Origin of the sequence: Streptomyces collinus Tu 365, assembly GCF_000444875.1 — a bacterium.
Classification (GTDB): Bacteria; Actinomycetota; Actinomycetes; order Streptomycetales; family Streptomycetaceae; genus Streptomyces; species Streptomyces collinus_A.
Genome location: NC_021985.1, coordinates 6,105,910 through 6,132,569 on the forward strand (window position 1 = coordinate 6,105,910; position 26,660 = coordinate 6,132,569).

19 protein-coding genes and 2 pseudogenes are annotated in these 26,660 nt (G+C 71.8%); 14 read left to right on the forward strand and 7 right to left on the reverse strand.

Annotation, left to right across the window (positions count from 1 at the left end; all coding sequences use genetic code 11):
• Nucleotides 1-59: 59 nt before the first annotated feature.
• The gene (locus B446_RS26645; RefSeq protein ID WP_148305752.1) at nt 60-554 is read right to left on the reverse strand and encodes a hypothetical protein; all 495 of its coding nucleotides are present in this window, start codon (nt 552-554) and stop codon (nt 60-62) included.
• A 349-nt stretch (nt 555-903) separates the two neighbouring features.
• On the opposite strand from B446_RS26645, the gene B446_RS26655 reads away from it, so the two are divergent.
• Nucleotides 904-2,442: a hypothetical protein gene (locus B446_RS26655; protein ID WP_020942531.1), complete on the forward strand. Its 1,539-nt coding sequence runs from the start codon at nt 904-906 to the stop codon at nt 2,440-2,442.
• Between the two features lie 21 nt (nt 2,443-2,463).
• Here the strand turns inward: B446_RS26655 and B446_RS26660 are convergent, their stop codons facing one another.
• Complete coding sequence (locus B446_RS26660) at nt 2,464-3,240, reverse strand: glycerophosphodiester phosphodiesterase (protein WP_020942532.1); 777 nt, start codon at nt 3,238-3,240, stop codon at nt 2,464-2,466.
• Between the two features lie 19 nt (nt 3,241-3,259).
• A complete protein-coding gene (locus B446_RS26665; RefSeq protein WP_106960617.1) occupies nt 3,260-4,390 on the reverse strand; it encodes an adenosine deaminase in 1,131 nt (376 codons plus the stop codon).
• A gap of 101 nt (nt 4,391-4,491) precedes the next feature.
• Between B446_RS26665 and B446_RS40415 the strand changes: the two genes are divergently transcribed.
• Nucleotides 4,492-5,664, forward strand: coding sequence for a DUF4190 domain-containing protein (locus B446_RS40415; protein WP_078614808.1), 1,173 nt, complete (start codon nt 4,492-4,494; stop codon nt 5,662-5,664).
• A gap of 377 nt (nt 5,665-6,041) precedes the next feature.
• Here the strand turns inward: B446_RS40415 and B446_RS26675 are convergent, their stop codons facing one another.
• Nucleotides 6,042-6,599, reverse strand: a complete 558-nt coding sequence (locus B446_RS26675) for an NADAR family protein (protein ID WP_043476508.1) — start codon at nt 6,597-6,599, stop codon at nt 6,042-6,044.
• A 209-nt stretch (nt 6,600-6,808) separates the two neighbouring features.
• Here B446_RS26675 and B446_RS26680 point away from each other — a divergent pair, with 209 nt between their 5' ends.
• The 8 genes from B446_RS26680 to B446_RS26715 all read left to right on the forward strand — a co-directional run bounded on the left by B446_RS26680 (nt 6,809) and on the right by B446_RS26715 (nt 16,501).
• Complete coding sequence (locus B446_RS26680) at nt 6,809-8,338, forward strand: gamma-aminobutyraldehyde dehydrogenase (protein ID WP_020942536.1); 1,530 nt, start codon at nt 6,809-6,811, stop codon at nt 8,336-8,338.
• Between the two features lie 52 nt (nt 8,339-8,390).
• Nucleotides 8,391-9,638, forward strand: a complete 1,248-nt coding sequence (locus B446_RS26685) for an ABC transporter substrate-binding protein (protein WP_020942537.1) — start codon at nt 8,391-8,393, stop codon at nt 9,636-9,638.
• Nucleotides 9,635-10,798, forward strand: coding sequence for an ABC transporter ATP-binding protein (locus B446_RS26690; RefSeq protein WP_020942538.1), 1,164 nt, complete (start codon nt 9,635-9,637; stop codon nt 10,796-10,798). Before B446_RS26685 ends, B446_RS26690 begins: the two co-directional genes overlap by 4 nt.
• A 2-nt stretch (nt 10,799-10,800) precedes the next feature.
• On the forward strand, nt 10,801-11,730 hold the full coding sequence (locus tag B446_RS26695; protein ID WP_020942539.1) for an ABC transporter permease: 930 nt from the start codon (nt 10,801-10,803) through the stop codon (nt 11,728-11,730).
• The gene (locus tag B446_RS26700; protein WP_020942540.1) at nt 11,731-12,531 is read left to right on the forward strand and encodes an ABC transporter permease; all 801 of its coding nucleotides are present in this window, start codon (nt 11,731-11,733) and stop codon (nt 12,529-12,531) included.
• A 22-nt stretch (nt 12,532-12,553) separates the two neighbouring features.
• The gene (locus tag B446_RS26705; RefSeq protein ID WP_020942541.1) at nt 12,554-13,984 is read left to right on the forward strand and encodes an NAD(P)/FAD-dependent oxidoreductase; all 1,431 of its coding nucleotides are present in this window, start codon (nt 12,554-12,556) and stop codon (nt 13,982-13,984) included.
• A 153-nt stretch (nt 13,985-14,137) separates the two neighbouring features.
• Nucleotides 14,138-14,584 (forward strand): hypothetical protein, encoded by a 447-nt coding sequence (locus B446_RS26710; protein ID WP_020942542.1) that lies wholly within the window; start codon nt 14,138-14,140, stop codon nt 14,582-14,584.
• A gap of 93 nt (nt 14,585-14,677) precedes the next feature.
• Nucleotides 14,678-16,501, forward strand: coding sequence for a chitinase (locus tag B446_RS26715; RefSeq protein ID WP_020942543.1), 1,824 nt, complete (start codon nt 14,678-14,680; stop codon nt 16,499-16,501).
• Between the two features lie 55 nt (nt 16,502-16,556).
• Here the strand turns inward: B446_RS26715 and B446_RS40985 are convergent.
• The 3 genes and pseudogenes from B446_RS40985 to gabT all read right to left on the reverse strand — a co-directional run.
• A pseudogene (locus tag B446_RS40985) lies at nt 16,557-16,817 on the reverse strand (phosphatase PAP2 family protein); the annotation flags it as partial.
• Between the two features lie 405 nt (nt 16,818-17,222).
• Nucleotides 17,223-17,450: pseudogene (locus tag B446_RS40425) on the reverse strand (phosphoesterase); the annotation flags it as partial.
• Between the two features lie 121 nt (nt 17,451-17,571).
• Nucleotides 17,572-18,906: a 4-aminobutyrate--2-oxoglutarate transaminase gene (gene gabT / locus B446_RS26725; protein ID WP_020942545.1), complete on the reverse strand. Its 1,335-nt coding sequence runs from the start codon at nt 18,904-18,906 to the stop codon at nt 17,572-17,574.
• A gap of 290 nt (nt 18,907-19,196) precedes the next feature.
• Between gabT and B446_RS26730 the strand changes: the two genes are divergently transcribed.
• From B446_RS26730 to B446_RS26745, 4 genes are all read left to right on the forward strand, one after another.
• Nucleotides 19,197-21,626 carry an ATP/GTP-binding protein gene (locus B446_RS26730; protein WP_043476509.1) on the forward strand — a complete coding sequence of 810 codons (2,430 nt, stop codon included), beginning with the start codon at nt 19,197-19,199 and terminating at the stop codon, nt 21,624-21,626.
• A 144-nt stretch (nt 21,627-21,770) separates the two neighbouring features.
• On the forward strand, nt 21,771-23,342 hold the full coding sequence (locus tag B446_RS26735; protein ID WP_020942547.1) for a PucR family transcriptional regulator: 1,572 nt from the start codon (nt 21,771-21,773) through the stop codon (nt 23,340-23,342).
• 131 nt (nt 23,343-23,473) lie between these two features.
• Entirely contained in the window at nt 23,474-24,919 is a 1,446-nt protein-coding gene (locus tag B446_RS26740) for an aldehyde dehydrogenase family protein (protein ID WP_020942548.1), read from the forward strand.
• 256 nt (nt 24,920-25,175) lie between these two features.
• Nucleotides 25,176-26,552: a S53 family peptidase gene (locus tag B446_RS26745; RefSeq protein WP_020942549.1), complete on the forward strand. Its 1,377-nt coding sequence runs from the start codon at nt 25,176-25,178 to the stop codon at nt 26,550-26,552.
• Nucleotides 26,553-26,660: the final 108 nt, after the last annotated feature.

The following is a 26,660-nucleotide window of genomic DNA, read 5'->3' on the forward strand; positions in this document are numbered from 1 at the left end:
GGGACCCGTGATCGGGTCCCGGCCGGTGAACGGTGCGAAGTGCGGTGGCGCGTGCCGCGTCAGCTGTAGTTGTCGGGGACGAAGCAGAGGTCCACGCGGCCGATGCCGGGCATCTGGCCGCCCGGGTTGAGCGGCGGGAAGAGTCCCGAGTCGCTGTCGATGCCGTTGGGGAAGCCGGTGTTGGAGTCATAGATGTAGCGGTTGGCGTTCGGGCCGCCCGCGACGGTGACCTGGCGGACGGCGATGGAGTTCGGCTGGGCGATGCTGAACGCCATCTCCTTGTTGCCGTTGGAGAACGTGAGGGTGACGTCGCCGCTTCCGTCACCGGGAATGGCGACGTGGAACGTCTGCGGGGTGTTCGAGGCGGTCACGCTGAGCAGCTGCTGACCCGGCGCACACGCCGCGGCGGGGTGGCCCGGAATGAAGACGGGGGGAACCTCCGCGGCCAGTGCGGGGCCGGCGGCGACGCCGAGGGCCACCAGCGTGGTCACGCCGGCACAGGCGAGGCGCGCGGTCCACGCCCGCGTCGTCGAACGGGTAGTCACTCGCATCACGAGCACTCCTTCTTCTGCTTGGGCCCAGAGCTCGGGCACCAGATCTCACCCACGCGCACTCTCGTTCCGTCGCGGATTCGAGTGCTGGACCTTTGTCCACCGTCGGGCGTCGTCAACGTTTCCACCGCGTGACGGCCGACAAGCAGAGCGACTCCTTTCCGTAGACCATTTGAGGCGTATAAAACGACTGGAAAGGTGAGAGTGGCACCGGGGCCGTGCTGCCGATGGGTGACACGGTGGCCCTTCTCGGCCCGGGAGTCGCTCCAGAAATATCCGAGTTCAGTATCTTTGCGGCGCTCTCCCGCCTTCACCGCTTCCTGATCACACCCCCTCCACCCCGGGATGTTCCATGCGCCTGAGGAAAAACACGGCGAGGCTGGTCACCGGCACCTCCACCGTGGCCCTTCTCGCGGCCGCCTCGCTCACGGCCGCCCACGGCGCACCGGCGCCCGGCGTCAAGGCGCCGGCCCGCAGCGAGCAGACCCTGACCGCCGCCGCGCTGCCGACCTGGCAGACCGACGGCATCGTCTGGTCGGTCGCCTACGCGCGCGGTGTCGTGTACGTCGGCGGCACCTTCGACAGCGTGCGTCCGCCCGGCGCCGAGCCCGGCCAGAAGGCGGTCGCCCGCAAGAACTTCGCCGCGTTCGACGCCGTCACGGGCCGGCTGCTGCCGTGCGCCCACTCCTTCACGGAGGGCGAGGCGACGGTACGGGCCCTGAAGGCGTCGAGCGACGGCAAGGTGCTGTACGTCGGCGGATCGTTCGGCAAGGTCGACGACACGGCGGTGTCCAGCGCGGTCGCGCTCGACACGGCCGGCTGCTCGCTGCGCGCGGACTTCCGCCCCGCGGTCGCGGCCACGGTCCGCGCCATCGCCACCAACGGCACCACGGTGTACCTCGGCGGCGACTTCCTCACCGTCGACGGCCGCAAGAGGCAGCACCTCGCGGCCCTGCGGCCGGGCGGCTCCCTGCTCCCGCTCAGGGCGCGCATCGACGAGCCGGTACGCGCCCTGCTCGTGGCACCGAAGCAGGGAAAGCTCCTCGTCGGCGGCGACTTCCACCAGGTCGACGGTGAGGCCCAGCAGGCCCTGGTCGCCCTGAACCCCGCCACCGGTTCGACCGTCGCCTCGTTCCCGGGCTGGCTGCCCAAGGGGTCCTCGGTGAAGGCGCTGGCGAGCGACGGCAGGAACTTCTACGTCGCCGCCGAGGGCCGGGGGACCGGGATCTTCGACGGCCGCATCGCCGGGCGGCTGTCCGACGGGTCGATGATCTGGAAGGACTACTGTCAGGGCGCCACCCAGGCCGTCGTGGTGGACCGGGGCGTTCTCTACAGCGCCTCCCACGCCCACTACTGCATGCGCACCCCCGGCGGATTCCCCGACGGCCGCCGCCGCCACTTCCTGGCCCAGTCCGTCGGTGACAGCCGCATCCTGCACTGGTTCCCCGACACCGACGACGGACTCGGTGAGGGGATCGGCCCGCGCGCGCTGGCGATGGCCAAGGGCGTCCTGTGGGCGGGCGGTGAGTTCACCACGGTCAACGGCCGGCCCCAGCAGGGCCTGACACGCTTCTCGTCCGGGCCGGGGAACAGCGCTCCGCTGGCGGCACCCGAACCGGCCGCCCGCAGCGACAAGGCCGGGCGGATCACGCTCACCTGGCGTGCCACATGGGACCGGGACGACGCGGAGCTGACGTACCGGATCCGGCGCGACGGCGTCCTGGTGGCCTCGCGCAAGCAGCGCTCCACCGACTGGGAGCTGCCGGAGATGACGTACACGGACTCCGTCACCCCCGGCTCCCGGCACTCCTACACGGTCACCGTGACCGACGGCAGGAACACCGTGCCCCGCTCGGCGCCGCGCGCGGTGACCGTGTCCGCCCGGAAGTGAAGGGGCGGGGCACGACGGCGGTCAGCCCGCGTCGCGCACGACGTCGCCCCGCACGACGTCGTCCCGCACCATGTCGCCCCGCACGATGCCGTCGAGCTCGATGCCGTCCCGCAGGATCTCGCCCCGCAGGGCGGTGAGGACGTCGACGCGGTTCGTGGTGATCGAGTCGACGCCCACGTCCAGGAGGCGGCGCATGGAGCGGCGGGTGTCCGGTGTCCAGACGGACAGCAGGTACCCGCCGTGGTGGACACGGGCCGCCAGGTCGCGGTCCACCAGGGCGAAGCGGTAGTTGAGCCAGCGCGGGCGCACCGCGTCCAGCACCGCCGGACGGGGCGGCGCGAGCGAGGTCCAGGTCAGGGCGATCTCGGCGGCGGGATCGGCGGCCCGGACCGCGAGCACGGCCTCGGCGTGGGCGCTGTAGTACACCCGGTCCCCGGCCCCGCACTGCCGTACCACGTCCAGGGTCCGCTCCACGGACCGCCGGTCGACCCGCCCGCACAGGTCGATCATCACCCGGCTGCCCTCCGTCGCCAGGAGCGCCTCGGGCAGCGTCGGCACCGCTCCCCGGGTGAGCCCGCGCACCTCGTCCGCCGACAGCGCGCGCAGCGGCCGGTCGTGCGCCCACAGCCGGCGCAGGGTCTCGTCGTGCAGCAGCACGGGGACGCCGTCGCGGGTGAGCCGTACGTCGATCTCGACCGCGTCCGCGCCCAGGGCGAGCGCGGAACGCAGCGAGTCGAGGGTGTTCTCGCGGAACCGGTAGGGGTCGCCGCGGTGGGCCACGGCGGTCACGTTCTGCATGGCCCCATTGTGGGGTGTGTCAGGGCGCGAGCCAGGCCGCGGTGTAGGTGTCGATCTCGGCCTCGATCCTGGACTTGCCGGGGGCGTCGAGGAAGGACGCCCGCACGGCGTTCTTCGCCAGGTCGGCCAGGCCCCGCTCGTCGAGGTCGAGGAGGCGGGCGGCCACCGCGTACTCGTTGTTGAGGTCGGTGCCGAACATCGGCGGGTCGTCGGAGTTGATCGTGACCAGCACACCGGCCCGGACGAACTCGCCGATCGGGTGCTCGTCCAGGGTGCGGACCGCGCGGGTGGCGATGTTGGAGGTCGGGCAGACCTCCAGCGGGATGCGGTGCTCGGCGAGGTGCGCGAGGAGTGCGGGGTCCTGGGCGGAGCTGGTGCCGTGGCCGATGCGCTCGGCGCGCAGCTCCGTCAGCGCGTCCCACACCGTCTGCGGTCCGGTGGTCTCCCCGGCGTGCGGGACGGAGTGCAGCCCGGCCGCGATGGCACGGTCGAAGTAGGGCTTGAACTGCGGCCGGGGCACGCCGATCTCCGGGCCGCCGAGCCCGAACGACACCAGACCCTCCGGGCGGATCCGGTCGTCGGTCGCGAGGCGCGCGGTCTCCTCCGCGGACTCGAGGCCGGCCTCTCCGGGGATGTCGAAGCACCAGCGCAGCACGGTCCCGAACTCGGCCTCGGCGGCCTTGCGGGCGTCCTCGATCGCGGCCATGAAGCCCAGCTCGTCGATGCCGCGGCGGGTGGAGGAGAACGGGGTGATGGTCAGCTCGGCGTACCGCACCTGCTGCCGGGCCAGGTCGCGGGCCACCTCGAAGGTCAGCAGCCGGACGTCCTCCGGGGTGCGGATCAGGTCCACGACGGACAGGTACACGTCGATGAAGTGCGCGAAGTCCGTGAACGTGAAGTAGTCGGCCAGGGCCTCGGGGTCGGTGGGCACCTTGGAGTCGGGGTGGCGGGCGGCCAGTTCCGAGACGATGCGCGGGGAGGCGGAGCCGACGTGGTGGACGTGCAGTTCGGCCTTGGGCAGTCCGGCGATGAAGGCGTGCAGATCGCGGTCGGACGTGCCGACGGCCGGTACGGAGCTGCGGTCGGACAAGGGTTCCTCCCCGGGAACGGCGCCCGTGGACCTGGGGTCCGTGGTCCGGGCGCGGGTGATCGGCTGATCGGTGACTCCAGGTCATCGTAGGCCCCCGGCCTCGACGGCCCTGGCCTCGCCCGTAGCATGGCCGGACGTCCGACACAGGGGGGTCCTGAGCCATGTCAGAGCAGGTGCCGCAGCCGATACCGCCGGAGCACGGCGCCGGCGAGGGGTCCTTGGCACCTGAGGGCTCCGCGCCCCGGGTCTCGCTGGACAAGGGGAGTGGGCGGGAGCCCGTCGACTCCCCCCGGGCCGAGCGGTCCGCGCGCGAGGGAGCGGCGACGACGCCGGCCGCGGGCGTGGAGGCGGATCCGTGGGCACCTCGGGTGAGCCCGCAGGGGGCCGGCGCCACGGTCGTCTCCGACGCCTCGCCTTTCTCCGGTCTTTCGGACGCTCCCGCCGGCGAGGCCACCGCCCCGGCTCCCGCGCCGCAGCCCCCCGTCCACGACCAGCGGACGGTCGCCTCGCTCCCCGCCCCGGACGCACCCGCCGACGCGGTCCCACCGGCCTGGGCCAAACCGGCCGACCCCTTCGCCCCACCGGCCCCCGCACCGTCCGGGCCCGCCCAGGCGGACCCGTTCTCGCCCCCGGCCGGTACGCCGTCCACGCCCGGCCAGGCGGCGCCGTTCCCGCCCCCGGCCGGCGCGCCGTCGGCGGGCACCCCGGCGCATCAGTTCGCGCCCCCTTCCGGCGCGTCCGCGAACCCGTTCACTCCTCCTTCCGGCACGCCCGCGAACCCGTTCGCGCCGCCCGGGCCCGGCGCTCAGACCGGAGCACCGGTGCACCCCTACGCCCCGCCGGCCCCCGCCGGGCTCGGCAACCCGTACGCGCCGCCCCCGGCGGCCGCCGCCCAGCCTCAGGAATCGGCGCCCGTCCCGCCGCCGCCCATAGCCCCCGACGGCCCCGGCCAGGTGCCGTACGGCTATCCGGGCGCTCCGGCGGCGTACGGCTACCCGGCCCCGCAGCCGTACCCGGGCTACGGCGGGCCCGGCATCCCCGCCTACCCGGCGGCGGCCGGTTACGGCTGGCCGGGCATGCAGCCGCAGCCGAACAACGGCATGGGCACGGCCGCGCTGGTGCTGGGCATCCTGTCGGTCGTCGGGTTCTGCGCCTGGCCGCTGGCCATCGTGATGGCGATCCTGGCGGTGGTCCTCGGCTCCCTGGGCCGCGCCAAGGCCCGCCGCGGCGAGGCCGACAACCCGGGTGTGGCCCTCGCCGGCATCATCTGCGGTGCCGCGAGCATCGTCCTGATGCTGGGGCTTCTCGCCTTCGCCATCGCGTATTACAACTGAGCCCTCCGGGGCCGACCGGCTCACGGGCGGCTCGCCCGCAGCCGGCGCGGACCGCCCAGCTCACGCCCCACCTCCGCCTCTCGGCGGGGAGTGCGGTGCCGCCGGTGCCCGGCCTTAGCGGCTCCGCCGGGCGGCGGGCCGAGGCACGCCACGGTCCCGCCGCCCACCCCTTGCGAGACGTCGAACCGTGACGGTCAGCCCTCGCCGCCGGCCCCCTTGATGACGTCGCAGCGGTCGTGCCCCCGGTACAGGGGGACGGGTGCTGCCCCCCCAGGCCCAGCCCTCGGACGGATGACGTAGCAGTCGCGCCGGAACAGGTCCTGTCCCCGCGCCCGGTCCGTGCGACAGGCACCGCCCCTGCGCGCGGTCGGAGACCTTTATGCCCCCGCCAGCCTCTCCCTCGCCTCCATCAGGGCGAAGCCCAGCAGGTTCGGGCCGTGCCAGCGTTCCGGGTGCGAGGCCGCCTCGTCGTCGGCCGCGAGGCCGATGCCCCAGACGCGGTCCACGGGGCTCGCCTCGACCAGGACGCGGTCGCCGGTGTTCAGCAGGAACACGCGGAGCTCCTCGTCCGAGGCGAACTTGTGCACGCTGCCCTCCACGACGACGCGGAAGCGCTCCCGTCGCCAGACGGCCTCGTCGAAACCGCGGACCAGCCGGCCCGCCTTCTTCGCCTCGGCGGGGTGCGCGGCCGCCAGGATCCGGCGCTCCGCCTCCGCGTCACCGAAGAGCCGCGCCTTGCCGGCCATCATCCAGTGCTCGGCCGTCACGTACTCCACGCCGTCGACCACGAAGGGTGACGGCCACCACTGGCTCAGACAGCTCGCGCCGACGCGGCCGTCCGGGCGCGGCCGGTGGCCCCAGAAGTGCAGATACTTGATGCGGGCACCCGCCCGGACCTCCCTGAGCAGGGCCTCCACGCTGTCGATCTTCCCCATGCACGCGAGTGTGGCACGCACCACGGACACTCCGTCCGCCCTTTTCCGCGCCGACTCGACACCTGGTCGACAGATTCCGTCGCGTAACCAAAAGGCAACAACGGAATCACTTGTTGGAGTGCACTCGCTCTGTCAGGATCGGCACTCAAATCGAGCTGGAGCTACGCCACCTACCCCCCGGGACGGGGCGAACGGCGGAGGAGAGCGACATGCACAACCCGGGCACCCCGGAACGATTCGACGCGCAGGAGCGCCTCGCGGACGGTGCGCAGTTCATCGCGGGCCGACTCACCAAGGGCACCTCGGGCCGCACCCACGCCGTGGTCGACCCCTCGACCGGCGAGGAGGTGTACACCTACGAACTGGCCGGCGCGGACGACGTCGACGCGGCCGTGGCCGCCGCGCGCGAGGCGTTCCCGGGCTGGGCCTCCGCCACCCCGGGCGAGCGCTCCGACGCCCTGCACCGGTTCGCCGCCGTGCTCGCCGACCGCGCGGAGGAGTTCGCCCGCGCCGAGTCGCTGCAGTGCGGCAAGCCGCTGAAGCTCACCCGCGAGTTCGACGTACCCGGGACCATCGACAACACCGCCTTCTTCGCCGGCGCCGCCCGGCACCTGCAGGGCCAGTCCGCCGGTGAGTACTCGGGCGACCACACCTCGTACGTGCGGCGCGAGCCGATCGGCGTCGTGGGCTCGATCGCACCCTGGAACTACCCGCTGCAGATGGCCGCCTGGAAGATCCTCCCGGCGATCGCCGCGGGCAACACCATCGTGCTCAAGCCCGCCGAGCTGACCCCGCTGACCTCGCTGCTGTTCGCCCAGGCCGCCACCGACGCGGGCATCCCGGACGGTGTCGTCAACATCGTCACCGGGACCGGCCGGGAGGCGGGCGAGCGCCTCGTCGGGCACCCCGACGTGGCCATGACCTCCTTCACCGGGTCCACCGCCGTCGGCAAGCGGGTCGCCGAGATCGCCACCGCGACCGTCAAGCGCCTCCACCTGGAACTGGGCGGCAAGGCACCCTTCGTCGTCTTCGACGACGCGGACCTGGAGGCCGCCGTGCACGGCGCGGTCGCGGGCTCGCTCATCAACACCGGCCAGGACTGCACGGCCGCCACGCGCGCGTACGTGCAGCGACCGCTGTACGACGCCTTCGTGGAGCGGACCGCCGCCCTGATGGAGACCGTACGGCTCGGCGACCCGTTCGCGGCCGGCACCGACCTCGGGCCGCTCATCTCGCACGCGCAGCGCGACCGTGTCGCCGGCTTCGTGGACCGGGCGCGCGGCTACGCGCGCGTGGTCACCGGCGGCGAGGCCCCGCAGGGCGAGCTCGAGAACGGCGCGTACTACCGGCCGACCCTGGTCGCCGACGCGGCCCAGGACAGCGAGATCGTCCAGTCCGAGATCTTCGGTCCGGTACTGGTCGTCCTGCCGTTCGACGGTGACGATGAGGGAATCCGGCTGGCCAACGACACGCCCTACGGCCTCGCCGCCTCCGCCTGGAGCAGCAACGTCTACCGGGCCAACCGGGCCACCCGCGAGATCAAGGCGGGCTGTGTGTGGATCAACGACCACATCCCGATCATCAGCGAGATGCCGCACGGGGGTTACAAGGCGTCCGGCTTCGGCAAGGACATGTCGGCGTACTCATTCGAGGAGTACACGCAGGTCAAGCACGTAATGTTCGACAACACGGCGGTGGCGAGGAAGGACTGGCACCGCACCGTCTTCGGGGACCGTTAGTCACGATCCGGCCGGTGAGATGGCCGATTCCTCCCGAAAGGGCACCACGCGCATGGAGCAGTACGAGCCCGACCGCCTGACCCCGCCCCAACTGGCCGCGATGCGGCGCAGCCTGCGCAACGGCCGGGCGGCGATGACCCGCCGGTCACTGCTGCGCGCCTCCGCGGGCGGCGCGCTCACGGTCGGTGGTCTCGGGGCGCTGAGCGGCTGCGGGATCCCCGCGGCGGGCAGGACCCAGGGCGGCACGTCCGCCCAGGACCACTCGGCCCGGGAGAAGGTCGTGAACTTCTCCAACTGGACCGAGTACATCGACGTCGACGACAGCGGGAAGCGCCACCCCACCCTGGACGCCTTCCGGAAGCGGACCGGCATCGCCGTCAAGTACACCGAGGACATCAACGACAACAACGAGTTCTTCGGCAAGATCAAGCCGCAGCTCGCCGCGGGCCAGGACACCGGCCGCGACATCGTCGTCCTCACCGACTGGCTCGCCGCCCGGCTGATCCGCCTCGGGTGGGTCCAGAAGCTGGACCCGTCCAACCTGCCGCACGCCTACACCAACCTGTCGTCCCAGTTCCGTGACCCGGACTGGGACCCGGGACGGGCGTACTCCTACCCCTGGCAGGGCATCCCGACGGTCATCGCCTACAACAAGAAGGCGCTCGACGGCATCGAGGTGAAGTCGGTCTCCGACCTGCTCGACAACCCGAAGCTGAAGGGCCGCGTCTCCTTCCTGTCGGAGATGCGCGACAGCATCGGCATGACGCTGCTCGACATGGGCAAGGACCCGGCGAAGTTCACCGACGACGACTTCGACGCGGTCATAGCCCGGCTGCAGAAGGCCGTCGACAAGGGCCAGATCCGCCGCTTCACCGGCAACGACTACACGTCCGACCTCACCAAGGGCGACATCGCCGCCTGTGTCGCGTGGGCCGGTGACATCGTCCAGCTCAAGCACGACAGCCCGGACGTCGACTACGTCATCCCGGACAGCGGCTACATGACGTCCAGTGACAACCTTCTGGTGCCCAACAAGGCGCGGCACAAGACGAACGCCGAGCGGCTGATCGACTTCTACTACGAGCCGGAGCAGGCCGCCGCGCTCGCCGCGTACATCAACTACGCGACTCCCGTCGACGGCGTGAAGCCCTACCTTGCGAAGATCGACAAGGACGCGGCGAACAACCCGCTGATCGTCCCCGACAAGGCCATGCAGGCCAGGTCCCACTCCTTCCGCTCGCTGAGCCAGAAGGAAGAGACGGCCTACGAAGAGAAGTTCGCGAAGCTCACAGGGGCGTGACGACCATGACGACAGACAACAGCGGCGACGTCCGCCTCTCCGGTATCAGCAAGACCTACGACAACGGCTTCACCGCCGTACAGCCGCTCGACCTGGTCGTGCCGCAGGGTTCCTTCTTCGCCCTGCTCGGCGCCTCGGGCTGCGGCAAGACGACCACCCTGCGCATGATCGCCGGTCTGGAGGAACCTTCCTCCGGCACCGTGCACCTCGGCGACCAGGACGTCACCCACCTGCCGCCGTACAAGCGGCCGGTCAACACGGTCTTCCAGTCCTACGCCCTCTTCCCGCACCTCGACATCTTCGAGAACGTCGCCTTCGGCCTGCGCCGGCGCGGCATCAAGAGCGTGAAGAAGCAGGTCGAGGAGATGCTGGACCTGGTCCAGCTCGGCGAGCAGGCCCGCAAGAAACCGCACCAGCTCTCCGGTGGCCAGCAGCAGCGTGTGGCCGTGGCCCGCGCGCTGATCAACCACCCGAAGGTGCTCCTCCTCGACGAGCCGCTCGGCGCCCTCGACCTCAAGCTGCGCCGCCAGATGCAGCTGGAGCTCAAGCGCATCCAGACCGAGGTCGGCATCACCTTCGTGCACGTCACGCACGACCAGGAGGAGGCCATGACCATGGCCGACACGGTCGCCGTGATGAACGCGGGCCGGGTCGAGCAGCTCGGCTCGCCCGCCGACCTGTACGAGAACCCGCAGACCACGTTCGTGGCGAACTTCCTCGGCACCTCGAACCTGATCGAGGCCGAGGTCGACACCAAGAACGGCGACGACATCGTGCTCAAGGCGGGCGGCGGCAAGCTCGTCCTGCCCGGGGCGCGCTGTTCCGCCCCGGCGACGGCCGGCGGGAAGGTGCTGGTCGGCATCCGCCCGGAGAAGATCTCCCTCACCCACGCCGACGACGCCGGCTCCATCCCCGAGGGGCGCAACCGCCTCACCGGCAAGATCGCCGACGCGAGCTTCATCGGCGTCTCCACGCAGTACGTCATCGACAGCCCGGTCTGCGACGAGCTCGCGGTCTACGTGCAGAACGTCGAGCGCGACGGACGGCTCGTCCCCGGTGCCGACGTCGTCCTGCACTGGAGCCCGGCGCACACCTTCGGCCTGGACGCGGCCCAGGACATCGACGCCGGCGTCGAGAGCGTCGAGGAAGAGGCCGCGTAGACATGTCGACCCTCACCGAGGCGCCCCCGCCCCTGGCTCCGGCCGAGCCCGACAAGAAGCCGCCGCGCAAGCGGGGCCGGTTCACGCCGTACTGGCTGCTGCTGCCCGGCCTGCTCTGGCTGGTCGTCTTCTTCGCGCTGCCGATGATCTACCAGGCGTCCACCTCCGTGCAGACGGGCTCCCTGGAGGACGGCTACAAGGTCACCTGGCACTTCGCGACCTACTGGAACGCGCTGTCGGAGTACTGGCCGCAGTTCCTGCGCTCCGTCTTCTACGCGGCCGGCGCCACCGTGCTGTGCCTGCTGCTCGGCTACCCGCTGGCCTACCTGATCGCTTTCCGCGCGGGCCGCTGGCGCAACCTGATCATGATCCTGGTGATCGCGCCGTTCTTCACCAGCTTCCTGATCCGCACCCTGGCCTGGAAGACGATCCTGGCGGACAACGGCCCGGTGGTGCACGTCCTGAACACGCTGCACGTCCTGGACCTCACCGACTGGCTCGGCTGGACGGCGGGCGACCGCGTCCTCGCCACACCGCTCGCCGTGGTGTGCGGTCTGACGTACAACTTCCTGCCGTTCATGATCCTGCCGCTGTACACCTCGCTGGAGCGGATCGACGGACGGCTGCACGAGGCGGCCGGCGACCTGTACGCCAAACCGTGGACCACCTTCCGCAAGGTGACCTTCCCGCTCTCGATGCCGGGCGTGGTCTCCGGGACGCTGCTGACCTTCATCCCCGCGGCCGGTGACTACGTCAACGCCGAACTCCTCGGCTCGACCGACACCCGCATGATCGGCAACGTCATCCAGACGCAGTTCCTGCGCATCCTGGACTACCCGACGGCGGCCGCGCTCTCCTTCATCCTCATGGCCGCGATCCTGCTGATGGTGACGGTCTACATCCGCCGGGCCGGGACGGAGGATCTGGTCTAAATGCCTTTCGTCAACTGGCTCAAGCGCCATCTCGTGGTCATCGCGGGACTGCTCACCCTCGGCTATCTGCTGCTGCCGAACGTCGTCGTCACGGTGTTCTCCTTCAACAAGCCGAAGGGACGCTTCAACTACGAGTGGCAGCAGTTCTCCACGGACGCCTGGAAGGACCCCTGCGGGGTCGCCGACATGTGCGGCTCGCTGTCGATCAGCCTCCAGATCGCCTTCTGGGCGACCATCGGCGCCACGCTGCTGGGCACGATGATCTCCTTCGCGCTGGTGCGCTACCGCTTCCGCGCGCGGTCCGCGGTCAACTCGCTGATCTTCCTGCCGATGGCCATGCCCGAGGTCGTCATGGCGGCCTCGCTGCTCACCCTGTTCCTCAACATGGGCGCGCAGCTCGGCTTCTACACGATCCTCATCGCGCACATCATGTTCTGCCTCAGCTTCGTGGTGGTGGCCGTCAAGGCACGCGTGATGTCGATGGACCCGCGTCTGGAGGAGGCCGCCCGGGACCTGTACGCGGGGCCCGCGCAGACCTTCCTGCGGGTGACCCTGCCGATCGCGGCACCCGGTATCGCCGCCGGCGCGCTGCTGTCGTTCGCGCTCTCCTTCGACGACTTCATCATCACCAACTTCAACGCGGGCTCGACCGTCACCTTCCCCATGTTCGTGTGGGGCTCGGCGCAGCGCGGTACGCCTGTTCAGATCAACGTCATCGGTACGGCCATGTTCCTGGTCGCCGTGCTGCTCGTCCTGACCTCGATGCTCATCACCAACCGCCGCAACAAGCAAAAGGCATAAGCCCCTGTAGGGAGTTGAAATCATGGCCCCGAGCGCCATGAGCCGTGGCAAAGACAACTGGATCGCCTCTCTCTCCGAAGCCCAGCCGGTCCCGTACTGGCTGGAAGACCCCGGCAAGCCGCAGACCGAGCCCGCCCTCACCGGCGTCGAGACCTGCGACCTGCTGGTGGTCGGCGGCGGCTACAGCGGACTGTGGACCGCGCTCAACGCCAAGGAACGCGACCCGCAGCGCGACGTGGTGCTGCTCGAAGGCCGCGAGGTGGGCTGGGCCGCCTCCGGCCGCAACGGCGGCTTCTGCGCCGCCTCCCTCACGCACGGCCTGCCCAACGGCCTCACCCGCTGGCCGGACGAGATCCTCAAGCTCCAGGAGCTGGGGATGCGCAACCTCGACGAGATCGAGGCCGCGGTCGCCCGGCACGGCATCGACTGCGAGTTCGAGCGCAGCGGTGAGATCGACGTGGCCACCGCGACCTACCAGGCCTGGGAGCTGCGCGACTGGCACCGTGAGATGACGGACAAGGGCCTGGCCGACGGCGTCGAGTTCCTGGACACCGACGCCGTGCGCGAGCAGGTGAACTCGCCCACCTTCGAGGCCGGCCTGTGGGACCGGCGCGGCGTGGCCATGCTGCACCCGGCCAAGCTGGCCTGGGGCCTGAAGCAGGCGTGCGTCAGGCTGGGCGTACGGGTGTACGAGCACACGCCCGCGCTGACCCTGAAGCAGTACGGCGCCGGCATGGCCGTACGCACCCCGTACGGCTCGGTCCGGGCCCGCCGGGTCGCGCTGGGGACGAACATCTTCCCGAGCCTGCTGCGGCGCGTGCGCTCGTACACCGTCCCGGTCTACGACTACGCGCTGATGACCGAACCGCTCAGCGCCGACCAGCTCTCGGCGATCGGCTGGAAGAACCGCCAGGGCCTCGGCGACTCGGCGAACCAGTTCCACTACTTCCGGCTGTCCGCCGACAACCGGATCCTGTGGGGCGGCTACGACGCGATCCACCACTACGGCGGCCGGGTGCGCGCGGAGTACGACGACCGGCCGGAGACGTACGCCAAGCTCGCGGGCCACTTCTTCACGTGCTTCCCGCAGCTGGAGGGCGTCCGCTTCACCCACGCCTGGGGCGGCGCGATCGACACCTGCTCCCGCTTCTCGGCGTTCTTCGGCACCGCCCACCAGGGGAAGGTGGCCTACGCCGCCGGCTACACGGGCCTCGGCGTCGGCGCGACGCGCTTCGGCGCGGACGTGATGCTGGACCTGCTCGCCGGGGAGCGCACCGAGCGGACCGAGCTGGAGATGGTGCGCAAGAAGCCGCTGCCGTTCCCGCCCGAGCCGTTCGCCTGGACGGGGATCGCCCTGACCAAGTGGTCGCTGGCCCGCGCGGACGAGCAGGGCGGCCGGCGCAACCTGTGGCTGCGGACGATGGACCGGCTGGGGCTGGGCTTCGACAGCTGATCGTCGACCGACCCCGGGGCCGGGAACACCGCCCCCGGCCGGCGGGTGACCCGGCTCACCCGAAAGAAGAGCGGAAACCCGCGTAATGCGGGCCGGAGGCCTCCCTCTCCCTGGTGACGCGACCGCGTCCACGGGCGAAAGGGAGGCCTTCTCATGACTGGGGCGAAGACGGCGGTCGAGTGGCTGGCATCCGTCGCACCGGACCCGGAGACCTGCCGCTGGGAATGGGAGCGCAACCCCCTCGGGGTCGCGCTGCTGCCCGCCGGCCGGGCCTGGGACGTGCTGATCCTGCCGGCCGGTCTCGGCCGTCCCACGCTCGACGTGCTGTTCCGGGTGCTCGACCGGCCCGGCCCGGTGCTCGCCGACTTCGGCGACAACCGCGTCGGCTTCTTCGTGCCGCCGGGCACCGCGGCCCGCTGGCTCGGCACCGGCATCAGGACCGCGGGTCCCGGCACCTGGATCGTGGTGCCCCACCCCGGCCGGGCCACCCAGGGGGTGCGCTGGCTGGTCCCGCCGGACGGCTCGGGCACGCTGACCGACCCGGCGCTGCTGGAGCTGGCGATGCACGAGGCGGCGGCCGGTCCGAGCAGAGGGCGGTGACGGGTAGCGCCCTGACACCTTGACAACATGATTGGTCTGGACCAAATTGTGTGCGCTCCGCTCCTCCAACTCCCCCAGACCCCGGAGGCCCTTGTGGACCGCGCCCGACCCGCGCGCAGCGCCGGACGCCCCAGATCCGTCCTCGCCCTGCTCACGGCCGCACTGCTGGCCGTGCCCGGCGTCACCGCCCTCTCGTCGGCCGCCGTCGCGGCCGACGCCGACCTCGTCCGCAACGGCGGCTTCGAGTCCGGCCTCGACAACTGGTCCTGCACGGCCGGGAAGACGGTCGGCTCGCCGGTGCACGGCGGCAGCGCCGCGCTGCAGGCGACCCCGGCCGGCAGCGACAACGCCCAGTGCGCGCAGACGGTCACCGTCCAGCCCAACGCGCAGTACACGCTGTCCGGTTACGTCCGCGGCTCCTACGTCTACCTCGGCGCGAGCGGCACCGGCACCACCGACGTGTCCTCCTGGACCCAGTCCGCCCCCGACTGGCAGAAGCTGACCACCACCTTCACCACCGGCGCGGCCACCACGAAGGTGACCCTCTACACGCACGGCTGGTACGGCACCGGCGCCTACTACGCCGACGACGTCTCCCTGGTCGGCCCCGGCGGCGGCACCGCCCAGCCGCCCGCCCCGCCCACCGGCCTCAAGGCCGGCACCGTCACCTCGTCCTCGGTCGCGCTGTCCTGGTCGGCGGTGACCGGCGCCACCGGCTACGCGGTCTACCGCGACGGGGTCAAGACGCAGACGGTGAGCGGCACTTCGGCCACCGTCTCCGGACTCGCGGCCGCCACGGCGTACAGCTTCCAGGTCACCGCGGCCAATGACGCGGGCGAGTCCGCGAAGTCGGCCGCCGTGACCGCGACGACCTCGGCCGGTACCGGCGGCGGGTCGCCCGGCCTGCCCGCCCACGCCCTGGTCGGCTACCTGCACACCACCTTCGCCAACGGCTCCGGCTACACCCGCCTCGCCGACGTGCCCGACAGCTGGGACGTCATCGACCTCGCCTTCGGTGAGCCCACCTCGGTCACCTCCGGGGACATCCGCTTCAACCGCTGCCCGGTCACCGAGTGCCCGAACGTCGAGAGCGACGCGGACTTCAAGGCGGCGATCAAGGCCAAGCAGGCGGCCGGCAAGAAGGTGCTCATCTCGATCGGCGGCCAGAACGGCCAGGTGCAACTGACCACCGCGGCCGCGCGGGACACCTTCGTCAGCTCCGTCTCGAAGATCATCGACGACTACGGACTCGACGGCCTCGACATCGACTTCGAGGGCCACTCGCTGTCCCTGAACACGAACGACACGGACTTCAGGAACCCCACCACGCCCGTGATCGTGAACCTCATCTCGGCCCTGAAGACCCTGAAGGCGAAGTACGGCGCCGCGTTCGTGCTGACGATGGCCCCGGAGACGTTCTTCGTCCAGAACGGCTACCAGTTCTACGGCACCGGCAAGTGGGGCGGCCAGGACCCGCGCTGCGGCGCCTACCTCCCGGTCATCCACGCCCTGCGGGACGACCTGACCCTGCTGCACGTCCAGGACTACAACTCGGGCCCGATCATGGGTCTGGACAACCAGTACCACTCCATGGGCGGGGCCGACTTCCACATCGCCATGACCGACATGCTGCTCACCGGCTTCCCCGTGGCGGGCGACCCGAACAACGTCTTCCCGCCGCTGCGCCCGGACCAGGTGGCGATCGGCATGCCGGCGTCGACGAACGCGGGCAACGGCTACGTCTCCCCGGCCGAGGTCACCAGGACCCTGGACTGCCTGACGAAGAGGACGAACTGCGGCTCGTACACGCCCCATGGGACCTGGCCGGCCCTGCGGGGTCTGATGACGTGGTCGGTGAACTGGGACCGGTACGCGAACTGGGAGTTCCAGAAGAACTTCGACGCCTACTTCGGCTGAGCACGAGGGACAGGGTGGTCAGCAGCACGGTGCTCAGGCACCAGCTGGCCACCACGTCCAGCGGCCAGTGCCAGCCGCGCCGGACCAGACCGAAGGACACCCCGAGGACGAGGGCCGCGCACAGGCCGACGAGCGCGCGGCGGGCGGCGGGGGAGCGGAGCCAGGGCAGGAGCAGCAGGGTCGCCGAGCCGTACGCCATGGCCGCCGTGGCCGTGTGGCCGGACGGGAAGTAGCCGACCCCCGGCGGCACCACCGGGGTCCCCGCGCGTGCGGTCCACTCCTTCAGCGGTACGACCACCGCCGGGACGAGGGCCATGAGTACGGCGGCGGCGAGCGGGGGCAGCCACCACAGGGCCGCACCCGCGGCCCGGCCGCGCCAGGCCGACCAGACCAGTGCGACGACGAGCACCGGCACGGCGACCTCGACGTTGCCGAGGTCGGACAGGCCGGCGGAGAACCGGTCCGGGTGCAGCAGGGCGCGGCTGAGCCGCTCGTCCACGCGCAACAGCGGGCCGTCGGCCACGACCTGCCAGGTGATCAGCGCGAACAGGGCGGCCGCCAGGCCGGGGAGGAGGAGCAGGACGGAGACCGGCCGCCGTGCGGCGGGGGGCCTGCCGTCGTGGGCCGTCGGCCCGTGTCCCGGGTCCGGATTCTGCGAGCTCGACACGGTGCACAGTCTGACAGCCGCGGAGCCTCGTGCCCGGACATGTCCGGAAAGAGAAAGAAGGAGGTCGGCCGCCCCGGAACAGGGGGGGTGGTTACGGGGCGGCCGTCCGGACCGGAACGTCGCTCGCCCCGGGGGGTTTGGGGCGGCGACCGTCCGATCGGTGAGGAGATCCCGGAGCCCTCAGGCCCCGGCTGTGTGCGCGAGGGCACGACCAGGTCGAAGCTGGGGAGGCCCCGGCCTGAAATCGCCCACAGTCCCCTGTGGGCGGGGTGTATCTCTCATCTGGGTAGAACCTACGGCAGCCCGAGGCGCTTGGGCAGACGGAACCGCGTCCCGCCATCCACCCCGCACACCTTCTTCACACGGCTGCCGCAGGCGCCCGACAGAGGTGCGGATCCCTCGCTCAGATGCGCGAGAACGCCTGCTCGATGATGTCCAGGCCCTCGTTGAGCAGGTCGTCGCCGATGACCAGCGGCGGCAGGAAGCGCAGCACGTTGCCGTAGGTGCCACAGGTGAGGACGAGCAGGCCCTCCTGGTGGCACGCCTTGGCGAGGGCGGCGGTGGCCTCCGGGTTCGGCGCCTTGGTGCCGCGGTCCTTGACCAGCTCGATGGCGATCATGGCGCCGCGGCCGCGGATGTCGCCGATGACGTCGAACTTCTCGGCCATGGCGCCGAGGCGGGACTTCATGATCGCCTCGATGTTCTTCGCCTTGGCGTTGAGGTCCAGCTCCTTCATCGTCTCGATGGCGCCGAGCGCACCGGCGCAGGCGACCGGGTTGCCGCCGTAGGTGCCGCCGAGGCCGCCCGCGTGCGGGGCGTCCATGATCTCGGCGCGGCCGGTGACGGCGGCCAGCGGCAGACCGCCGGCGATGCCCTTGGCGGTGGTGATCAGGTCCGGGACGATGCCCTCGTCCTCGCACGCGAACCACTGGCCGGTGCGGCAGAAGCCGGACTGGATCTCGTCGGCGACGAAGACGATGCCGTTGTCCGTGGCGAACTGGCGGATCGCCGGCAGGAAGCCCTTGGCGGGCTCGATGAAGCCGCCCTCACCGAGCACCGGCTCGATGATGATCGCGGCCACGTTGTCCGGGCCGACCTGCTTGGTGATCTGGTCGATGGCCTGGGCGGCGGCCTCGGGGCCCGCGTTCTCCGGGCCGGTGGGCCAGCGGTAGCCGTAGGCGACCGGGACGCGGTAGACCTCGGGCGCGAACGGACCGAAGCCGTGCTTGTACGGCATGTTCTTCGCCGTCAGCGCCATCGTGAGGTTCGTACGGCCGTGGTAGCCGTGGTCGAACACGACGACCGCCTGGCGCTTGGTGTACGCACGGGCGATCTTGACCGCGTTCTCGACGGCCTCGGCGCCCGAGTTGAACAGCGCGGACTTCTTGGCGTGATCACCCGGGGTCAGCTCGGCCAGCGCCTCGGCGACGGCGACGTAGCCCTCGTACGGGGTGACCATGAAACAGGTGTGGGTGAAGTCGGCGAGCTGGGCGCTCGCGCGGCGTACGACGGCCTCGGCGGAGGCGCCGACGGAGGTCACCGCGATACCGGAACCGAAGTCGATCAGGCTGTTGCCGTCGACGTCCTCGATGACACCGCCGCCGGCGCGCGTGACGAAGACCGGCAGCGTGGAGCCCACGCCCTGGGCGACCACGGCGGTACGGCGGGCCTGAAGCTCCTGCGACTTCGGGCCGGGGATGGCGGTGACGACGCGGCGCTCCTGCGGAAGTGCGGTCATGGGGGGCTCCCTGAAGATCTTGCGTACCGGGTGTTCCCGGGGGGTTCCGGACGGTGCGTTTTTCGGACGCTTGTCTCTTTCTTCGCAGGCTAGGGCCGAGAACGGAGGGTGGGCATGCTCCATGTGGGCGTTGTCGCGAGGATTCGTTGTCCGTGGTGGACATAGCACTGGGTGACGGGCACGGCCGACCGGTCCGTCCCTACGGCCGCGTAAGCGGTGAACTCCCTTGGTCGGGGCGTTAGATTGGCTCGCGGATGGTGGATGGAACGGCTGGTCAGGGGGCAGGGGCGATGGACAGCGACGGCACGCGGGACGTACGCGGCACGCATGCGACGCCGGTGCCACAACCGACGCCGCCGCTGGACGGCCCCGCCGGGTCGTCCAACGGTGCGACACTGCCGCCACGCCCGACACGAGCGCCGGACGTGCCGCCCCCGTACGCCCCGAGCACCCCGCAACCACGCATGCCCGTCGCCGACTGGCTGGACCAACCCCGGCCGGACGTCAAGCCCGGCATCTGGCGTTACGGCTACCGGATGCCCAAGACCGCTCACCAGGGGCACCACCTGGCCCCCGTCACCATCGTCGGCTTCGTAGTCCCGCTGCTGGCGGGCCTGCTTCTGTGGTCGCTGTGGCGGCACGGCAGCCTCCCCTACCAGTGGGCCGTCCTGAAGCTGCTCACACCGGACGACTGGTGGTGGGGCGGCACCACGTCACCGAAGGGATACCAGGGCGCCGAGGCCCTCACCGTCGCCGACGGCGTTGTCTTCGCCATCCTCGTCTACGTCATGGCACGTCTGGGCAGCTGGCCCGACATCATCCGGCACGTCGTCACCCGCCGCCCGCAGCCCGCCCGCGCCCTGATCGCCGCCCTGGGCGCGCTGATCGCCTTGACCTTCGTGTTCCCGAGCGCCTTCCCCGGCGTCGGCTGGGACGCCCTGCCCGTCATCGCTCCATTGTTCTCACTCATCGTCCTGGTCACCGGCAGTTACGACGTCTTCGGCTCGCGACTGCTCACGGACGGGCTGGACGCGCTCGTGGTCGTGCTGGTGCTGTGGCCGTTCTCGCGCGTCGGCGGCTGGTGGCCGCTCGCGAAGGAGGCCCTTGCCGCGCGAGCCGGCACCGCCCAGGTCGCTCAGCCGGTCGTGGACCGGCGCCCTTCGCAATGGCCCGAGCTGCGGGAAGCCGGTCAGCACCAGGCAGCCGACGTGCTCGGCGCCGAACTGCATGGTGGCCGGATGAACGACGTGGACTGCGCCCGGATCGGCCACATGTGGTCGACGGCCAAGGCCCGGGCCCAGCTCGCCTCCTTCACCGATACGGTGCTGCGCGAGGGCGCCGCCGCCTGGACGCACCCGTCGGGCGCCCGCGACCTGCCGGGGGGCCGGACCGCCCAGCACGACCTGCTCGCCGCACAGGTGCGTCTGGGACAGTGGGCGCCGGGGGACCGCACCCCGCTTGCCTACGCCGGCGCGGGAGCGGCACTCGCCCCGGACAGCCTCGGCACCTCACTCCTGGCCGTCGGGCCCTCCGGCTCCGGCAAGACGCGTCACCTGGTCCGGCCCGTCGTCGAGTCGCTCGGTCTGCAGGCGCTCGCCGGACGGTGCGCCGTCGTCGCCGTCTGCGCGGCCGGCACCCCGCTCGGACCCGACTCCGCCCACGACGTCGTCGTACGCCTCGGTGATCCCGCCTCGGTCCACGACCTCGACCCCTACGCGGACTCCGAGGACCCCGATGAGGCGGCCTTCTTCCTGGCGGAGGGGCTGGCCGGTGACCTGGACGCGACGACCGGACAGCGGGCGGCCACCGCGCTGGCCCAACTGCTCGGCCCGTACCGGGCGGCGTACGGACGCTTCCCGGCACTGCCCGTGCTGCGAGAACTCCTGGAAGGCGAGCCCTCGGCTCTCGCTGCTCTCCGCGACGCGCTGGGGGAGGACGGGCAAGCCGCGATGCGCCGCGAACTCGACGCCCGCGCCCGGCAGTCCGGCACCGCAGGCGACCCCGGCCCGGTGCTGGCCGACCGGCTCGCCGTGCTGGACCGGCCGGCTTTCGCCGAGTTCCTCGGCGCGGACGGAGGTGGCGCTCGGCCGTTCTCGCTGCGTGCCGTCGCCCACCACCCGCTGCGCGTCCGCATCGACCTGCCCGACCGCGGACACGAGGAGGCGTCCCGGATCATCACACGGCTGGTGCTCGCCCAGTTCGGCGCCGTGGCGGTGTCGGGCGAACGGAACCACTTCGCCTGCCTCGTCCTGGACGACGCCACCGGAGCCGTCACGACCGCATCCGTGCGCTGCATTCAGCGGCTGCGCTCCCGCAACGCGGGCGTGGTACTCGCGCTGCGCACGGTCGGCGACGTTCCCGAGGCGCTGCACGGGCCGCTGTACGCCGCCGTCGGCTGCCGCATGGCCTTCTCCGGGGTCACCACCTGGGACGGCAGCAGGTTCGCGGAGGCCTGGGGCACGCAGTGGGTGGAGACCCGTGACGTGGCCCGGCACACCGTCTTCGCGGACCAGCCGATGACCCGCGCCATCCACGCGCTGCGCAAGCTGGTGACCGGAAAGGCGGTGACCACGGAGGCCGTCACCGTCCGCCAGGTCGAGCGTGAGCGCTGGTCGGCCTCCGAGTTGGCGCACGGGGTGCCGCCGGGGCATGCGGTGCTGTCGCTGACGACCGTGCGGGGCGAGCACGCGCCGCCCCTGCTGGTGGACCTGCGCGGCTGAGGCGCCCGGGTCCGGCCGTCTCCGGTAGGTCCCTTCCGGAATAGCCGTAGCGTCAGCGGGCGATCGTACGGTGAGGCAGAATCGCCATAGGCCGTTCATACGCTGCGGCCAAAAGATCTCGGTTCTCCCAGACCTGAAGGCCCGATGCCCCCGACTCTCGCCTCGCTCGTCCACCACTCCGCGCTCAAGCTGACCGTGCGGGCCGGCGAGGACCGCCTCGACGTCCCCGTGCGCTGGGCGCACGTGAGCGAGCTGGCCGACCCCGTGCCTTACATGGAGGGCGGCGAGCTGCTGCTGATCACCGCGCTCAAGCTGGACGCGGAGGACCCCGAGGTCATGCGGCGCTACGTCAAGCGCCTGGCCGGGGCGGGCGTGGTCGGGCTCGGGTTCGCCGTCGGGGTCAACTACGAGGAGATCCCCAAGGCGCTCGTGGACGCCGCCGAGGAGGAGGGGCTGCCCCTGCTGGAGGTGCCCCGCCGCACCCCGTTCCTCGCCATCAGCAAAGCCGTCTCCGCCGCGATCGCCGCCGACCAGTACCGGGCTGTGACGGCGGGCTTCGCCGCCCAGCGCGAGCTGACCAAGCAGGCCCTCAACGCCGGCCCCGAGGGCCTCCTCGCCGCGCTCGCCGCCCAGGTCGACGGGTGGGCGGCCCTGTACGACGCCTCGGGCGCCGTCGTCGCCACCGCACCCGAGTGGGCAGGCCGCCGGGCCGCCCGGCTCACCGCCGAGGTCGAGCGGCTGCGCGAGCGGCCCGCGCCCGCCTCCTCCGTGGTCGGCGGCCCCGACTACGAGGACCGGGTGGAACTGCACTCCCTGGGGACCGGCCGCCGCCCGCGCGCCGCGCTCGCCGTGGGCACCGCCGCCGCCCTCGGCACCGCCGAGCGGTACGCCGTGCACTCCGCGATCGCCCTGCTCACCCTCACCACCGAACGCTCCCGCTCGCTGCACGCGGCCGAGCAGCGCATCGGCGCCGCCGTACTGCGCATGCTGCTCGCCGGGGAGCCGGACCACGCCCGGGCCGTCGCCGGGGACCTGTACGGGGGACTGCTCGACGCGCCCTTCCGGATGGTCGTCGCCGAGCCGGTCTCGGGTGCCGACCCGCTCGGCGCGCTCGCCGAGACGGTCGAGGCGGCAGCGGCCCGCTCCGGCGAGGCGGTGCTGGCCGTGCCCGAGGGGGAGCGGCTCGTGGTGCTGGCCGCCGACGGGGGCGCGGCGGTGGCCGCGTGCGTCGCGCACGCGACGGCGCTGGAGACCGCGCGGGCCGTCCCCGAGCAGACGACGGGCGAGGAGGACGAACTGGTCGTCGGCCTGTCCGCGCCGTCCGGGCCGATCGCCGCGGCCGCCGCCTACAAGCAGGCCGAGCAGGCGCTGTCGGTGGCCCGGCGGCGCGGCCGGTTCCTGGTGGAGCACGAGCAGCTCGCGGCCGGCTCGGTGCTGCCGCTGCTCGCCGACGACGCGGTCAAGGCGTTCGCCGACGGGCTGCTGCGGGCGCTGCACGAGCACGACGCGACCGGCCGTGGCGACCTGGTGGCCTCCCTGCGCGCCTGGCTGTCCCGGCACGGCCAGTGGGACGCGGCCGCGGCCGACCTCGGGGTGCACCGGCACACCCTCCGGTACCGGATGCGCCGGGTCGAGGAGATCCTCGGGCGCTCCCTGGACGATCCCGACGTACGGATGGAGCTGTGGCTGGCGCTGAAGGCGACCACGAGCGAGTAGCCGCGTAGGACAAACCGGCGTGTCCCCAAGCCGTACTGCTACGGCTCGGACAAGCCTCCGTCCGCCGGGCCGGCCCTACCGTGGAGCACGAGAGCAGGAACCACCTTCGACGCGGAAAGGCCGGGACGTACATGACTTCCAGCCACGCCTTCTGGCTCGCCGGCCGCCAGGTCACCGGCGAGGACACCTTCGACGTCACCTCCCCGTGGGACGGCCGGGTCGTCGGCACGGTCAGCGTGCCGACCGAGGCCCAGGTCGAGGAGGCGGTGGCCGCCGCGTACGCCGTACGGGACGAGTTCGCCGCCACCCCGGCGCACGTCCGCGCCGCCGCCCTCGACCACGTCAGCAAGCGCCTGGTCGAGCGCACCGAGGAGATCGCCCAGCTGATCTCCGCCGAGAACGGCAAGCCGATCAAGTGGGCCCGGGGCGAGGTCGGCCGCGCCGTCTCCGTGTTCCGCTTCGCGGCCGAGGAGGCCCGCCGCTTCAACGGCGGCGAGGCCCAGCGCCTCGACACCGACGGGGGCGGCCAGGGCCGTCTGGCGCTCACCCGCCGCTTCCCCAAGGGCGTCGTCCTCGGCATCGCGCCGTTCAACTTCCCGCTGAACCTGTGCGCCCACAAGGTCGCCCCGGCCATCGCCGCCGGCGCGCCGATCATCCTCAAGCCGGCCCCGGCCACCCCGCTGTCCGGCCTGATCCTCGGTGACCTGCTCGCCGAGACCGAGCTGCCCGCCGGCTCCTGGTCCATCCTGCCGGTCTCCAACGACCGCATGCCCGCCCTGGTCCAGGACGAGCGCCTGCCGGTCATCTCCTTCACCGGTTCGGAGAAGGTCGGCTACGCGATCATGGACTCCGTGCCGCGCAAGCACTGCACGCTGGAGCTGGGCGGCAACGGCGCGGCCGTCGTGCTCGCCGACTTCGCGAGCGACGCCGACCTGGACTGGGCCGCGACCCGCATCGCGACCTTCTCCAACTACCAGGGCGGCCAGTCCTGCATCTCGGTGCAGCGCGTGATCGCCGACGCCTCCGTCTACGACCGCCTGCTGCCGCGCATCGTGGCGGCCGTCGAGGCCCAGGTCACCGGTGACCCGTCCGACGCCTCCACCGACGTCGGCCCGCTGGTCAGCGAGGACGCCGCCAAGCGCGTCGAGTCGTGGGTGGACGAGGCCGTCTCCGCGGGGGCGAAGCTGCTGGCCGGCGGCAAGCGTGACGGCGCCTCCTACGCGCCGACCGTGCTGACCGAGGTGCCCGCCGACACGACGATCTCCTGCGAGGAGGTCTTCGGCCCGGTGCTCACCGTGCAGAAGGTGGACGGCGAGGCCGAGGCGTTCGCCGCGGTCAACGACTCCAAGTACGGCCTCCAGGCGGGCGTGTTCACGCACGACCTCCAGGCCGCCTTCCGCGCCCACCGCGCTCTGGAGGTCGGCGGTGTCGTCGTCGGCGACGTCCCCTCCTACCGCGCCGACCAGATGCCCTACGGCGGCGTCAAGCAGTCCGGCGTCGGCCGCGAGGGCGTGAAGTTCGCGATGGACGACTACACCTACGAGCGAGTGCTGGTCCTCACCGGACTCGCCCTGTGACCTGTCACGGACGGGTCCGCAAGGACTGACCTGCCACGGACAGGTCGGACAGGACGGCCGCAGCCCACTGTGCGGGGGCTGCGGCCGTCACTGCGTCCGGGCGGTGCCGCACCCCGGCCCTGAGGTGCTCCGGGCAATGCTGTGCCTGGGTAAAGGATTCGGCATCGACGGGTCAACTGTCTTGTTATGTGCATGACTCACTCGATGGGATGCGTGTGGACCACTTCGTCCGACCGCGGACCACTCAGGGGAACACATGCACATAGCCCGTACCGGGCGCGGCGTCGCGGCCTGCGCCGCCACCGCCGCCCTCGCCGCCGCCGCGCTGGCGACCACCTCGGGAGCCGGCGCCACCGCCGCCGCGCCCGCCGCCGTCCCGCACACCAAGGCGGTCCCGGCCGTCGCCGGCCACACGCTGGTGCACGATGTGGCCGACCCGCTGCCCATCGGGCAGTGCGAGACCAAGTGGCACATCGCCTGCTACAACCCGCTCCAGTACCGCACCGCGTACCACCTGAACGGGCTGTACCGGCAGGGCGTCACGGGCAAGGGACGCACCATCGTCATCGTCGACTCGTTCGGCTCCCCGACCGTCCAGCACGACCTCGACGTCTACAGCAGGCAGTTCGGCCTGCCCAGCACCAAGGTCAAGGTGGTCAAGTGGGGCCACGTCCCCGCCTTCGACCCCAAGAACTCGGACATGACCGGCTGGGCCGGCGAGACCACGCTCGACGTCGAGCTGGCGCACGCCGTGGCGCCCGGCGCGAAGATCGTCCTGGTGGAGACGGCGGTCTCGGAGACCGAGGGCACCACCGGCCTGCCGGAGATGATGAGCGCCGAGAAGCACCTCGTCGACCAGGGCGTCGGCGACGTCATCAGCCAGAGCTTCGGCGCCACCGAGAACACCTTCCCCGGCTTCGCCCGAGGTGACTTCTCCAGCATCAAGAAGCTCCGCTACGCCTTCGAGGACGCCCACCGCAAGCACGTCACCGTGCTCGCCGCCTCAGGCGACGGCGGCGCCACCGACATGAAGGCGGACGGCAAGCACTACTACGACAAGCGGGTCAACTCCTGGCCCTCCTCGGACCCGCTGGTCACCTCGGTCGGCGGCACCCAGCTCCACCTGAACGACCACGGCGACCGGGTCAGGCCCGACAGCGTCTACAACGACTACGGCGCCGGCGGCGGCGGCCAGTCCCACGTGTTCACCCGCCCGTCCTTCCAGAACGGCGTGCGGAACACCGTCGGCACCCGCCGCGGCACCCCGGACGTGTCGATGACGGCCGCGGTCGACGGCGGCGCGTGGATCTACTCCAGCTACGACCCGACCGCCACGGGCTGGGACGTGACCGGCGGCACCAGCGAGGCCACCCCGATCTTCTCGGGCATCGTCGCCCTCGCCGACCAGGTCGCCGGCCACCGGCTCGGCGACATCAACGCGGCGCTCTACGAACTCTCCGCCCACCACGCCGCCACCAACGGCGTCGTCGACGTCGCCGACGGCACGAACAACAGCTACGAGGGCGTCACCGGCTACAAGGCGGTCAAGGGCTACGACATGGCCACCGGCGTGGGCACGGTCGACGCCCAGAGCTTCGTGCCCGCCCTCGCCCGGGCGGCCCGCCACGGCTGACAGGGCTGACACGACACCCTGACGAAGGGACCCGGCACCGCTGCCTGACCGCCGCCGGGTCCCTTCCCCGTGCCGGGCTCCTGCGGACCCTCTACCGCCACCCGTGCC